The organism is Paenibacillus sp. WLX2291, from assembly GCF_046603665.1.
Taxonomy (GTDB): Bacteria; Bacillota; Bacilli; order Paenibacillales; family Paenibacillaceae; genus Saccharibacillus.
Genome location: NZ_CP176755.1, coordinates 4500839 through 4514524 on the forward strand (window position 1 = coordinate 4500839; position 13686 = coordinate 4514524).

General features: G+C 46.5%; 10 protein-coding genes and 1 pseudogene. 6 read left to right on the forward strand and 5 right to left on the reverse strand.

All coding sequences use genetic code 11. From position 1 onward, the window contains the following. Nucleotides 1-7 precede the first annotated feature (7 nt). The 5 genes and pseudogenes from ACDE64_RS19270 (at nt 8) to ACDE64_RS19290 (ending at nt 7426) form a co-directional block, all read left to right on the forward strand. Nucleotides 8-1231, forward strand: a complete 1224-nt coding sequence (locus ACDE64_RS19270) for a multidrug effflux MFS transporter (protein ID WP_411347907.1) — start codon at nt 8-10, stop codon at nt 1229-1231. 663 nt (nt 1232-1894) lie between these two features. Then, nucleotides 1895-2278: a hypothetical protein gene (locus ACDE64_RS19275; RefSeq protein WP_411347908.1), complete on the forward strand. Its 384-nt coding sequence runs from the start codon at nt 1895-1897 to the stop codon at nt 2276-2278. Between the two features lie 456 nt (nt 2279-2734). Continuing rightward, nucleotides 2735-3322, forward strand: coding sequence for a biliverdin-producing heme oxygenase (locus ACDE64_RS19280; protein WP_411347909.1), 588 nt, complete (start codon nt 2735-2737; stop codon nt 3320-3322). Nucleotides 3323-3361: 39 nt separating this feature from the next. Beyond that, nucleotides 3362-5902 (forward strand): diguanylate cyclase domain-containing protein, encoded by a 2541-nt coding sequence (locus tag ACDE64_RS19285; RefSeq protein WP_411347910.1) that lies wholly within the window; start codon nt 3362-3364, stop codon nt 5900-5902. A gap of 521 nt (nt 5903-6423) precedes the next feature. Further along, a pseudogene (locus ACDE64_RS19290) lies at nt 6424-7426 on the forward strand (cation diffusion facilitator family transporter). 231 nt (nt 7427-7657) lie between these two features. Here ACDE64_RS19290 and ACDE64_RS19295 read toward each other — a convergent pair. Then, nucleotides 7658-8305 carry a hypothetical protein gene (locus ACDE64_RS19295; protein WP_411347911.1) on the reverse strand — a complete coding sequence of 216 codons (648 nt, stop codon included), beginning with the start codon at nt 8303-8305 and terminating at the stop codon, nt 7658-7660. 156 nt (nt 8306-8461) lie between these two features. Between ACDE64_RS19295 and ACDE64_RS19300 the strand changes: the two genes are divergently transcribed. Further along, the gene (locus ACDE64_RS19300; RefSeq protein ID WP_411347912.1) at nt 8462-9388 is read left to right on the forward strand and encodes a dipeptidase; all 927 of its coding nucleotides are present in this window, start codon (nt 8462-8464) and stop codon (nt 9386-9388) included. Between the two features lie 145 nt (nt 9389-9533). Here ACDE64_RS19300 and ACDE64_RS19305 read toward each other — a convergent pair whose 3' ends face one another. The 4 genes from ACDE64_RS19305 to ACDE64_RS19320 all read right to left on the reverse strand — a co-directional run bounded on the left by ACDE64_RS19305 (nt 9534) and on the right by ACDE64_RS19320 (nt 13539). Beyond that, nucleotides 9534-9887: a DUF3139 domain-containing protein gene (locus ACDE64_RS19305; RefSeq protein ID WP_411347913.1), complete on the reverse strand. Its 354-nt coding sequence runs from the start codon at nt 9885-9887 to the stop codon at nt 9534-9536. 206 nt (nt 9888-10093) lie between these two features. Further along, nucleotides 10094-11809, reverse strand: coding sequence for an ABC transporter ATP-binding protein (locus ACDE64_RS19310; protein WP_411347914.1), 1716 nt, complete (start codon nt 11807-11809; stop codon nt 10094-10096). Between the two features lie 167 nt (nt 11810-11976). Then, nucleotides 11977-12210 carry a hypothetical protein gene (locus ACDE64_RS19315; protein WP_411347915.1) on the reverse strand — a complete coding sequence of 78 codons (234 nt, stop codon included), beginning with the start codon at nt 12208-12210 and terminating at the stop codon, nt 11977-11979. 330 nt (nt 12211-12540) lie between these two features. Then, nucleotides 12541-13539: a Gfo/Idh/MocA family protein gene (locus ACDE64_RS19320; RefSeq protein WP_411347916.1), complete on the reverse strand. Its 999-nt coding sequence runs from the start codon at nt 13537-13539 to the stop codon at nt 12541-12543. Between the last annotated feature and the right edge of the window lie 147 nt (nt 13540-13686).

A 13686-nucleotide genomic window follows, 5' to 3' on the forward strand; every position in this document is an offset into this window, starting at 1 on the left:
AATCAATATGAACAAAATAAATGCAAACAAAACGTTGTCAGCCGAAAACATGAGTTCCTCGCGTCGCCTGCTGACCGCGCTCATTCTCGGTTCGCTATCGGCATTCGCGCCGCTATCAATCGATATGTATTTGCCAGCATTACCTACGCTGGCGGATAATCTGCACACGCAAGCATCGCTTGCCCAGCTCAGTCTGACCGCATGTCTACTCGGTCTTGCTTTTGGACAGCTCGTTGTCGGGCCGCTCAGTGATGTGAAAGGTCGCCGGATGCCGCTGTTATTTTCACTCGTGTTGTACACAATCTCCTCGCTATTGTGCGCTTTTACCGGCAACATCTGGGTATTGATCTTGCTGCGGTTTATTCAAGGTGTAACCGGAGCTGCCGGAATTGTCATCTCACGGGCGGTCGTACGCGATCTGTATTCTGGTCACGAGCTGACCAAATTCTTCTCTCTGTTGATGCTGATTAACGGGGTGGCGCCGATTGCTGCACCGATCATTGGCGGATTATTGTTAAAGGTTGTACCATGGCAGGGTGTATTTGTAGTATTGGCTATAATAGGGGCAGTTATGCTGATTGCGGTAACGTTCGGTTTGCCAGAATCCCTGCCATCGGATCGCAAAGCTGCTGGGGGGTTGAGCAGTACGCTTCGTACATTCGGTCGTCTTGTACGTGATCGTGCTTTTATGGGCTTTGCATTGTCGCAGGCGTTTGTTACAGCAGCGATGTTTGCTTATATTTCCGGTTCGCCCTTTGTGATTCAGGATATTTTTGGCGTATCGGCACAGGGCTTCAGTCTGTTCTTCGCGCTGAATGGTCTCGGGATTGTCATCTGCTCTCAGCTGGCAGGTCGTCTGTCTGGAACGTTTGGCGAATTGCGTATATTGCGTCTTAGTTTGACCGTTGCTTTTACAGCGGCGTTACTGCTGCTGATTATCGCATTCTCAGGTGGCGGATTGTTCCTGATCGCAGCCATGCTGTTCCTGATCGTATCGTGTGTCGGTTCGGTTGCGGCTACGTCTACTTCACTGGCAATGCAAACACAGGGAAATTCAGCAGGTAGTGCCTCCGCTCTGCTCGGTCTGCTGCCGTTAACGCTAGGCGCTGCCGCTTCCCCATTGGTCGGTCTCGGTAGCGGAACAACAGCGGTGCCGATGAGCGTCGTTATTTTCACAGCGGAGACGCTGGCAGTGATCTGCTTCCTATTACTGGTCAAAAAAAGACAGTAGCAGGCGAAATCGCAATAACAGCGTAATGACCTACAATCAGGCACAAAGGATGTTGCAACAAACGATGGTGATTATTTAAGACACAGGATTGTTTGTTTTTATTTGAGATGATTGCTTCATATAAGGTACATTTTGAAAGAAGTTATGTCTTAGAAGAAGTTACATTTTAGAAGACATTGCGTATTGGATAAGCATTTATTTTAGAACAAATTGAGTGTAGAACAAGTTAGATTTGAGAACGATATACAGGTAGAACAGGTGGCACTTTGCAAATGATGCAGGGTGCCACCTGTTTGTATATCATCTGTTTGTCTGCTGTACATATATGCTATACAGGTACGTTAAATCTGTAGCTGTATGTATATGCTGAATTTGTAAATGTAGATATCCTATTCAAAAATCCATTTATATCCATATAAATCTAAAATTAGGGCATAAATGTCCGATATACATACAGATAAGCACGAATAAAAGAAATCGAACCGCCAATCACGTACCTTCATAATGAAAACCAAATCTCGTAATGAGAACTATATAATGAAACGTGTTTACTTACCTGTCCCTTCAATGAATACTCGCTACGTCAACCTACGTACAGGATCGAAATTGTTTCGCTTGATATGGAACTGTAATTTAATTTAATGATAAAGGGGATTTGCAGGCATGTGGATGGATCGGCATTTTGGTAAAATAACCGGGGTAGTCGTCTTTCTAATGATTATGAATTTCTTGTTGCTGCATACAGGATGGAATGTGCTGCTTGGTATGATCTATGTAGGTATGGCAGCTGTGCATTATCGCGATGGAATCCGGCATTTTGTTCATCTGTCATTGCTACATCGGTATGGAACAGCGCTCGGTGGGCTGCTTCTCACCGGAGTAATCTCGCTGCTGCTGTTCTGGTACGGATTGGATCTGGCAAGTCAGTCTCAACATGCTGCATTGTTACACTGGACATGGATGAGTGCCGCCGCAGCGACTCTACTGACAGCGTATCTATTCTCGATGATCTGGCTACGCAAAAAGCCAGCTACACCTAACAGCTAATCTGTTCTACTTCATATGATAGCTTTCGCTACCATCAACAGGCTGTCTTCCGTAGATACACTATGGGAGGCAGCCTGTTGTATGCTGTATGAATCTACTTATTGGATCGTAACGGATAGATTTGCGTTTGTCTTCATTATATGGTACGTTCTGCTACAATCCTACTATTCCTAGTATCATTTGTGGAAATTTCTGTGTATCGCAGCGCTGATTTGTTTCCATCCGAACTATTTTTGTCTGGATGGTCATGTTAAAATGGTGGGACAGTTTAACGCAATCCGCTAGGTGATCATGATCTGATTTGAGTATTTATGCCATAGTAGTTAAAGCGGTTACTTACATGTGCAAAATTTCTCATTGATCCTATCCTGCGACAATCTTTTATTTAGCGAAGTGCTGTCATGATTCCCCGTTTGTTTTGCTTATAGATATTTATTGGTAAAGGATGAGATCAGAATGACTACTAATATTTTGGAGCGTCTGCGGACAGATACTGCGGAAGCCCATCGTCAGATTGAGAATAATGACTATGCGCGCTCCATGATGGATAAAAGTATGACGTTACCGCAATATACTGAATATTTGCAGCTGTTTTACGGATTTTTGCGTCCGTTGGAGCAACATGCGATATCTTCTGGACTGCCAGAGCAGCTCGGATTAGATATGGATATTCGTGGTAAAACAGCATTGCTCGAACAAGATTTACTGCATCTCGGTGTAACTCGTGAACAGTTGGATGCCTTGCCACTATGCGACCGTTTGCCGGATATCTCTACATCTGCGCGCTTAATCGGCAGTATGTATGTCATCGAAGGTTCTACGCTCGGTGGACAGATAATTACGAAGCAATTGATGAAATTCCTACCGGTTGAGCCGGGAGCAGGTATTTCCTATTTTAACGGGTATGGTCAGGATACACGTGACCAATGGCAAAGCTTCCGCGATGTAGTTGTGAATCGTGGACAATCGCCGCAGGAACAACAAGAGATTGTGGATGCGGCACGCCAGACGTTCCAACTGCTTGATGCGTGGTTCCATACGTAATTCGTCTTCTTACAACACAGGAATGGAGGTCAGCCTACAATGTCTGACGCCAGCAACAAGAACGATCAACCACTCAATCGCACTTTGCTGACAGAAGGAAACTACGTCACCAAGGAACCGATTGACCTGACTAATTGCGATAAAGAACCGATTCATATTCCAGGTCGTATTCAGCCGCACGGCATCCTGCTTGCTGTCACCAAAGATAGCGAGCATACGATTGTTCAGTGCAGTACGAATACGAAGAATATGCTGGGCTATACACCGGATGAACTACTGGGGCAACCACTGGAACGCATTATCGGAACAGAACAGCTACTCAGTTTACTACATAGTGATCTTAGTGCTGAAGCTACTTCCGATTTGCAATATACCGAAATTGTCATTGATGTAAATGGAGAAACGATAACGTTCTATGCCGTTTTGCATGAAAGTGAAGGGCTTATTATTATTGAAATGGAATATCCGACAGCAGATGAAGCAATCGGAAATGATTTTGAATGGATCCAGTCCTTTTTTACGAAGGTCAAGCAAACGAACAACCGGATCGAAGCGAGTCAAGCGGCGGCGGAGCAGATTCAAGATATGCTTGGCTATGATCGGGTCATGATTTATGAATTCGATAATCAGTGGAATGGTAAAGTGATTGCGGAAGCCAAAAATGAAGGATTAGAACCGTTTCTCGGTCATCATTATCCGGCTTCCGACATTCCGAAGCAGGCACGCGCGCTCTATCTGCGCAATTGGCTGCGACTGATCGTCGACGTCAACTACGAGCCTGTTGAAATTGTTCCAACAACTCAACCGCTTACTGGGAAACCACTCAATCTGAGCTTATCCGTATTGCGCAGCGTATCCCCGCTGCACATCGAATATTTGCACAATATGGGTGTGGGTGCGACGATGACTATCTCGCTGATTCATGATAATCAGCTGTGGGGTCTAATTACCTGCCATCATTATTCGGCAAAATACATTTCCCATCGTAAACGCAATCTTTGCAATTTTCTTGGTTCGTTCTTCTCCAGCGAATTGTATCAGCGTCAGCAACTGGACAATTATGAAGCCGAACTGCAATTGCGCAAAACGGCATTACGTATTGCGAGTATCTTCACCGGTAATACAAGTTCGGTACGGGTAGCAGAACAGCTGCATGACGAAGAACATACGTTACTTGCCTTAATGAGCGCATCTGGTGCAGCAATCAGTTATCAGGACAAGCTGCTGACGTTCGGCAATACGCCAACTCCGCAGCAGATTCGCGAGCTGGCAGGCTGGATGGGCGGGCGTTCGCGCGAATACTGGCATGCTACTTCGCGGCTCAGTCTGGAATACGAAGCAGCCAAAGCATACAAAGCCAAAGCGTCCGGTGCGTTATACCTAGCGATCTCGCCGGGGCAGCAAAATTATATTATCTGGTTCCGCCCTGAAGTACTGCAAATCGTCGATTGGGCAGGCGACCCTGCCAAAGCAGTCATTCAAGAAAATGACGGTATCCGACTCTCCCCACGTAAATCGTTTGAAAAGTGGCGACAGGTCGTGCAATCCACCTCCTTCCCTTGGCAGCCCAAAGAGCTGAATATTTTGCCGGAATTGAAAGCAATTGTGCATCGGCAAACGGAAAGTCAATTGCGGCAAGTTGAAGAACAAGCGCTTCAGGATGCACGTACACTGCGTCGGAACGAGCAGCGATATTTACAGCTCATGGAGATGTCCCCAGTTGCCTTCTTCACGCTGACGGAACGTCGAATCATCTATTCCAATCACGAGGCTGCTGTACTGCTCGGTCTGGAACAGAGCGATGATCTGCTTGGTCTGGACTTCATGCAGTTTGTACAAGATGATTCCAAGGATGAGATGGTCAATTATCTGGAACAATTGGAGCAGAATCTGATCCATATGATCACAAACAATACCTTTTTCCAAAATCGAAACGGCGATTCGTTAAAATTGGAATTAACGCTGGCTTCGATTAGCTATGGCGGCAAACCGTCAGTCATGATCATTGCACGCGAATCTTCACTTGATACCGGTCTGGAAGAAGCATATCATGTCGTCAGTGATCAGCTGCAAAACTATATGACAACCGATCCGCTCACTGATATGCCAAACCGCGTGTCATTTGAGAAGAAGCTGATGGAAGACTGGTATACCGCTATTCAGCAGGAGGAATTGATGTCTCTGCTGCTCGTTGATATTGACGATCTGCGAGAATACAATGCCATCCACGGACTTAACGGCGGCGATCTATGCGTACAATGGGTTGCGGACGTGTTGAATGTAATCGCAAGTGGTGCAGAATCAGATATTGCCCGTTTTAGTGGCGGTACCTTTATGATTAATCTGCGCGGCAGCAGCAAAGACGATGTAGTCCAACTTGCTGAGGATATTCGCAGTAGCGTCTTAGCACTGCAAATTCCTGCGAACACGGCGGAAACCGGCGACTTTATTACCGTTAGCGTTGGCGGAGTTATGCTGCAACCAGATCCACTCGTTCACCCGACCGATCTGATCCTGCGCGCCGAAGAAGCGTTAATGCAGGCGAAGAATCTTGGTAAAAATCAGGTTGCCTTTTTATAAATGATATCCATCGTCCTGTATACGATGACAGGATGAAATAACATAAATAGCCCGCATCGCCAGAACCATTGCAACTGAATTGCATAGATGGTTAACGACGGATGACGGGCTATTTGTATTTGTAAGTTACGAAAGCATACAACAACTAGACGATGAATAGATCATAGATAGAACGATAGGTAGAACTTTAGATATTTTCTCAAAAAATAAGATGCAGGTTTACCAAGAATGAATCGGCGCTTTGTAAAACTTTGTTAGACGCAACCTTGGGTGTTTGCAGATGATTGTATAAATGAATATTGTGACGTATCCGTTATGTATGTGCATATATAAACAAGACCATCACTGTGTTGCACTACGAATGACACTGGAAAAGATTGCTGTATAATAGGCTAAGCACCGATTCAAGTATGTACATAGTACGGCTCTATTCCCTTTGCTCCTATGCAATCAGGCGAACAGATTATGAAAATGGAATACGGCACAGAACGAGAAGGATTTTACTTTTTAAGGAGGTTCCTATGTCTCAGCAACAACCCAAAGAATCACTATTGCAACTCATCAAAAAAGGAAATACCTCTTCCGCTGTCGCCATGATCGGCAATGCGGTTATCGCCATCTGCAAAGGTGTCGCTTTTGCCTTTAGCGGCAGTGGTGCGATATTCGCGTCAGCGATGCACTCGCTGGCAGATGCGGTCAATCAGGGGTTTGTATTTGTTGGTAGTGTCTTATCTGAAAAGAAACCAACTCCACGCTTTCCGAACGGCTTCGGACGGGTTATCAATATTTTCTGTATGATCGCGGTAATTGTCGTTACGATTATGGCGTATGAAACGATCCATGAGGGCATTCATCTGCTTCAGCATCCAGCAGCTAGCGGCAGCGGTGTCTGGCTCAACATTATTGTGTTGATCATCAATATTCTGGTCGATGGGCTCATTCTAATCAAAGCGATGAAGGAGATTATTCACGAATCGCGCGCCGGAAGCGCATGGATTGGGCATTGTTTCCAGTGCGTTCCGCAATGTAGGACGTGCAGCACCGCCGACACGGCTCGTCTTTTACGAAGATATTGTAGCGGTACTAGGAGCAACACTGGCGCTAATATCGGTAATTGTGATTGCACTGACCAACTTTGCACTGTTGGATGGTATCGTCACGCTGATGATTGGCTGTCTGATGATTGCTGTTGCCTTCCGGGTCGGTTACGACAATATGATCGGGTTGATCGGTGTCTCCGCGCCGAAGGATGTGGAAGATAAAGTGACCGAGACGATCTTTGCAGATGAACAAGTCGCAGATATTCAAATGCTGCGCATCGTGCAAGAAGGTCGTTATTATCATGTAGATGGCGTGATTGAGCTGAAGCAAGGATTGACGTTAGCGGATGCTGACGATATTAAATTACGCGTTCAGCAGGCACTACTCACGAATCCCGACATCGCCGATGCGGCGCTTAGTATTATCGAGGATGACCGTATTCAGACGTGGAAAGACAGCGATGCCGAACTTGATCGAGTGTAATAATCTACATCTTATATAGCAATATAGAATGTAGATGGATGCGGCATAATAAATAGCATGACTATATTCTGCATCAGCCTATTCATTCCGTACCAATTCATTCTATACAACAACTGTACCAAAATAATCGTGGCTACCTCTATGTATCATACAATACGCCTGAGCAGAATGAATATCACTGCTCAGGCGTATTGTTTTGATTCATGTTTCGTTCGTAAGGCAATCGTAGTATCAGGCGCGATAGTATGTGCCGACAACTTTCAGCTCTGCCGATTTGACGATCCGAAACGGGTAGATATATCCGTGCCGGATTTTTCTTTTGCCTTTGCCCCAGATGTCGGTGCCGCTGGTGAAGCGGTATGCCTGATCAATAAATTTGGAGCAATAGTTGTTGGTCACATCGTCCATTCCCGTATGCAGACGGTACGCTTTGACCTGTTTGTAATACTGCTCCGCCCACTCTGCCGCCAGCACACCTACATCTTCGTGGCGTGCACGAAAAACGACAAAGCGGTCACCTACATAAAAGCGTTTGACATACCATTCCACCGTATCCGAGAATACCGGACCAAACGGATGCACATGATATACGCGTCCATCTGTCCCGAGAATGCCCATATGACCAGCATAATACGTCGATTCCGAGCTGGGCGTGTACAAAATATCGCCCGGTTTCAGCGGAATCTCCCGAATACGCGATACTGGTAGATCGCTCTCCTGACGACGTGCAGCTGCACGCTTGCGCGGAGTCTCCACTAGCGCCCGGTGAAAGACACCGCCGATTGCCAGATACACTTCTGCCCATTTGATTCTATGATCCTGATCGCGATCCAGCCATTTACGTAGAAAAGACCGGATACGCTCTATTGTTTTCCCCATATTGCACCTCTACTCTGATCCTGTACCTGCTGTGAATGTATTACCCATTACTCGCCCGTTGTCTGTACTTTATGTGATCGCTGGGCTATGCTGGATAGTAATCTTATTTTGATACATACACAGGATACAAATCAACATTGGAAGGAGCAGGAATATATGCATATTATTGATCTGCATTGCGATGCACTGTATAAACTAGCTGAAGCGCAAGGAACACTCAGCTACAGCGATGCGCCGGAGCTGGAAACAAACTATGCTCGCTTACAGGAAGGGCAGGTGCGGATGCAGGGATTTGCCATTTTCGTTGATCCAGCATTACCTGATCCGTTGCGATTCCAGAATTGTCTGGATCAGGTGCATTACTTTTACGATGAAGTGTTAGGCAAACATCCACAGATGGTTCATATTACCGATTGGCAGCAAATTGCCCAATTGCAGCCCGGACAGATTGGTGCGTTATTGACGTTAGAAGGTGTCGATCCGATTGGCAATGATCTAAAAAAGATGCACATTCTGTATCGGCTTGGTGTACGCTCGGTCGGGCTGACATGGAACTTTGCCAATCTGGCGGCAGATGGAGCGCTGGAGGAACGTGGAGCGGGTCTGACGGCATTTGGACATGAGCTGGTGCAATTTTATAATGACCATCGCATATTGACGGATGTGAGTCATCTATGCGAGCGCTCGTTCTGGGATGTGCTCGATGTGGCGAAATATCCCTTTGCTTCGCATTCGAATGCACGCGCTATTCTGGATCATCCGCGCAATCTGACCGATGAGCAGGCAGTGGCGATGTTTGAACGAAATGCGATGGTGCATGTTGTGTATTGCCCGTATTTTATTAAGGAAGGTGATCAGGTTCAGATCACTGATCTGCTGCGGCATATCGATCACTTCTGCTCGCTGGGCGGCGTGAAGCATATCGGGCTGGGATCGGACTTTGACGGGATTAGCGAGCATGTACAGCAGCTGGAGCATGCGGGGAAATCGCAGCTGGTCATTGATGAGCTACTCAAGCATTACAGCGAGGAACAGGTGCGCGGGTTTGCGCATGAGAATGTTATCCGGCATTTGCCTGAATGATAGTTGATAGATGCCTGGTAGTCGCAAAATAAAAGTAGATGTTTGTATTACGATAATGAAGAGTATACTGAGCTTCAAATGCGCAGTACTAGCAAAAAGCCGGACTTGTCCTATTACTGGACAGATCTGGCTTTGCGTCGTTGCTTCAGTTATCTTGCTGATGCGTTTCGTTCTGGTTAGGATTTTCCCAGTGTTTGAATTGCCCACCTCTGCTTATTACATCCTCATTGGGAAATAGCTGCGTCCATTGTCCGACGCCCCGATCAGTATACATATAGGTCTGATGAGGTTCATCTCGAAAAATGACGTACATCGGAAAAGTGGGTAATGTACTTATTTTCGTTTCTATACTGTAAATATCGTTGGCTGCATATCGCTTCTCGTGAACCAGATAGTTTGTTACATCTTTTTTGAGATACATAATTTTTAAATGAATCGTTGCAAATATTAGCGTTGCGATAACTGCCAACATCAGCAGTACCCACCATCGCTTTCTCATGAATACCTTCCTCTCTCTATTTCTCTTCGTTTCGTGCTATATCCAGTATGTATAGTTCTGTTTCGCGACTCGAATACTGGTAAACCTGTATGTAATGTATACAATCGCCCGAACAGCAAAGTTGTGCAGTTCGGGCGATTGTGTGAGTATTGGATTGATTCAAAATCTTGTTATTACGTGCTGTGATTACTGATCTGTACGCCTTATCAAGCACCAAACTGAGCGGCATGCAAACGGGCATAGGCACCACCAGCGTTGATCAATTCGTCATGTGCGCCTTGCTCGGCGATGCCTTCTTTGGTCACGACGATGATGCGGTCGGCGTTCTTGATCGTTGCCAGGCGGTGGGCGATAATCAGTGTTGTCCGACCGACGGACAGCTCATTCAGGGATTGCTGAATCGCTGCTTCTGTTTCGGTATCAAGTGCCGACGTTGCTTCGTCCAGAATGAGGATCGGCGGATTTTTCAAGAACATGCGGGCAATGGACAGACGCTGCTTCTGTCCACCTGACAGCTTCACGCCACGTTCCCCAATAATCGTATCCATGCCTTCCGCATACGACTGGATCAAGGTTTCCAGTTGCGCCTGACGCGCTGCTTGCCAGATCTCCTCATCGGTCGCATCCAGTTTGCCATAAGCGATATTTTCCCGAATCGTACCGTCAAACAGGAACACATCCTGCTGGACAATGCCGATCTGTGTCCGCAGTGACGATAAGGTCATCTGCTGGACATTCAAACCGTCAATCGTAATCTCGCCAGCACGAATATCATAGAAGCGTGGCAGCAGACTGCATAACGTCGTTTTCCCCGCACCGGATGGTCCGACTAACGCGACCGTCTCTCCTTCACGAATATCCAGATCGATGTTGTGCAAAATATCATCCTTGCCTTCATATCCGAACGAGACGCCGCGATAGCTAATCTGTCCACGCAATGGCGGTGCAGGCTGCGCACCCGGCAGATCATGAATCTCGGTATCGGTTTCCAGCAATTCCTCATAACGGCGGAAACCGGCAATGCCTTTTGGATACGTCTCAATAACCGAGTTCAGCTGTTTGATCGGCGTCAGGAACACATTAGATAACAGCACGAAAGCGACAAAATCGCCATATGTCATGCCCCGTTCCAATACGAACCATGTTCCACATACGAGTACAAACAGCGATACGAATTTCATCAAAATATAACTAATTGACGAGTTCCACGCCATAATCCGGTATGCAATCAGCTTCGTACGGCGGAAGCTGCCGTTATCTACCGCAAACTGAGCAATCTCGTGATCTTCGTTAGCAAATGCTTGTACAACGCGCATACCACTTACGTTGTTCTCTACGCGTGCATTGAAGTTAGCGATATCGCCAAACATTTTGCTGAAGGCGCGCGACATTTTCCGACCGAAGAAGATCGACAGATAGATCATGAGCGGAATAACGATAAAGGTCAGAATCGCCAATTCCAGATTCAGACTTGCCATCAGCAGGAATGCCCCGATTAGCGTCATCACCGCGATAAATAAATCTTCTGGTCCGTGGTGGGCAATCTCCCCGATATCCATCAGATCGCTCGTCATCCGCGAGACGAGATGACCGGTCTTCGCATTGTCGAAAAAGCGGAACGGCAGACGCTGAATATGATCAAACAGCTTTTTGCGCATGTCCGTCTCAATATTAATTCCAAGCTTGTGACCCCAGTATGTAACGATATATTGCAAAATAGAACTAACTAGGAATATACCGAGCAACCCGGCACATGCCCACAAAATAACCTGCCAATTGCCACTCGGCAGCAAATCATCGATCACGCGCTGTACCGCAATCGGAAAAGCTAACTCCAGCAGCCCTGCGATCACAGCACAACCAAAGTCGATCATAAACAAACCTCGATACGGTTTGTAATAAGCAAAAAAGCGACGCAGCATATAAACCCTCCCTTTTCTAGCATTTGCCAGCAACATGGTGACATAGCACGACGCCGTACGAGCGACAGAAACTGCCACACATACAGCGCCGAGCTGCACTGAAAATCAATTATAGCACTACCAGACACAGTTGAGAATAGTTATCAATTACTTTTCTCACATATTTTTCACATAAAGGCGCGGATAAAATAAAGTACTGGCACCGCCACGACATAAAACATCGCAAATTGCAGCCGTTGCGCCCGTGGCATCGTCAACAATCCAATAATAATCCCAATCGCCAGCAGCGCCATGCCGACCAGCACTGCCGCCCGGGTCTGAAATAGAATGTATACGACAACCGCAGCCAGTACCAGCAGCCAGCTTGTCCATTTGTACATCGTGTTGTTCATGATTGTCATCTTCCGCACCTCGTCTCCGTATGATGGTTCCATCTGCTGAGTGGCTGCTCTCGCTTATCCGGCTATAGGAACGGAATCGTCAACCTGTTGACGTCGTTGTTTGTAAAATAAGATCAGCGCTATGTTAAGCCAGTCAGTATACTATGTATTTCAACCGATTCAGGCAGCTTCTATCAAAAAATGTACATATTCAGCATATTTTTTTGCAACGAATGGTTGGAGTTCCTATTCAGTCATACAAAAAACAGAATGCCTGCTCAGTCTATGACTGAACGACATCCTGTTTTGTATGATCAAACTATTTATATATTCCCGTATTGTTACTGAATCTTATTGCTCTGACGGATACTTTAGTCCCCATTGACTGCGCACTTCATCCAGCAGACGCATAATGGACAGCGATTCTTCCAGCGGCATAATGTCGCTTTCCAGCTCGCCTTCGAGAATGAGGCGACCTGCTTCCTCCGCTTCAAAGGCATAGCCCTCAGACTCGCGGTCATCGGTAAAATGCTCTACCTCTTCCCCGTTAATGTACAGGTACGCTTCGCGGCTAAACAGGAATTGCGGAATGCGGATGTATCCTTCAGTACCGTGAATGTATGCTTCATTCGGGAACAAGATGTTGACTGCGCCGTTCAGACTGGCAGCGCGTCCGCCTTCGTAATCTAGCAGGATAGAAAATTGCTCGTCCACACCCGTTTGTCCGATATACGATGTGCTGTGAATGTTGTTAGGCTTGGCACCTAGTACCATGGAAGCGAACGATACCGGGTAAATGCCTGTATCCAGCAGTGCCCCACCGCCCAATTCTTTGTTAAGCAAACGATGATCTGGATCGCCGTCAAAACGGAATCCAAAATCTGCCTTCACCAATCGCACTTCACCGATTTTGCCATCTTGAATCCATTCTCGCACTTGGCGCAGCGGCGGTAAGAAGCGCGTCCACATGCCTTCCATCAGGAACAGCTTGTTCTCGCGGGCAAGCTGGATTGCTTCTTCGAGTTCACCAGCGTTCATCATAAACGGCTTCTCACACAGGACATGCTTGCCAGCATGCAGCGCGTCCAGCACATTTTGCTTATGTAATGGATGCGGTGTACCGACATAGATCGCATCGACCTGCTCGTCCTGTAATAGCTTCTCGTAGCTGTCGTACCCAACGGTCATATTGTATTTACGAACGAATTCATCTGCACTTTCCTGACTGCGCGAACTGGCGGCATACGCCACTCCGTTATTCGTAAACGGCAGATCGCCGACAAATTTATTAGAGATACCACCGGTGCCGATGATGCCCCAGTTGATTTTGCGTTCACTAGCTTGAGACATATAATACCCTCCACTTCGATAATAGACTTGCGGCATATTGCTGCTAATTCTATATTTCACCATTACAGCCTTCTTTTAAGCGTAAAAGGTTTTGACGATGCCGTATAGCAATATTCTGATATTTTATATCATATATTTGCGCTCGTC

Coding starts and splice junctions, on each gene's coding strand:
- ACDE64_RS19295 (WP_411347911.1), bottom strand. CDS start 8,305: ATGGGGAAAACAATAGAGCGTATCCGGTCTTTTCTACGTAAATGGCTG.
- ACDE64_RS19315 (WP_411347915.1), bottom strand. CDS start 12,210: ATGACAATCATGAACAACACGATGTACAAATGGACAAGCTGGCTGCTG.
- ACDE64_RS19300 (WP_411347912.1), top strand. CDS start 8,462: ATGCATATTATTGATCTGCATTGCGATGCACTGTATAAACTAGCTGAA.
- ACDE64_RS19270 (WP_411347907.1), top strand. CDS start 8: ATGAACAAAATAAATGCAAACAAAACGTTGTCAGCCGAAAACATGAGT.
- ACDE64_RS19305 (WP_411347913.1), bottom strand. CDS start 9,887: ATGAGAAAGCGATGGTGGGTACTGCTGATGTTGGCAGTTATCGCAACG.
- ACDE64_RS19285 (WP_411347910.1), top strand. CDS start 3,362: ATGTCTGACGCCAGCAACAAGAACGATCAACCACTCAATCGCACTTTG.
- ACDE64_RS19320 (WP_411347916.1), bottom strand. CDS start 13,539: ATGTCTCAAGCTAGTGAACGCAAAATCAACTGGGGCATCATCGGCACC.
- ACDE64_RS19275 (WP_411347908.1), top strand. CDS start 1,895: ATGTGGATGGATCGGCATTTTGGTAAAATAACCGGGGTAGTCGTCTTT.
- ACDE64_RS19280 (WP_411347909.1), top strand. CDS start 2,735: ATGACTACTAATATTTTGGAGCGTCTGCGGACAGATACTGCGGAAGCC.
- ACDE64_RS19310 (WP_411347914.1), bottom strand. CDS start 11,809: ATGCTGCGTCGCTTTTTTGCTTATTACAAACCGTATCGAGGTTTGTTT.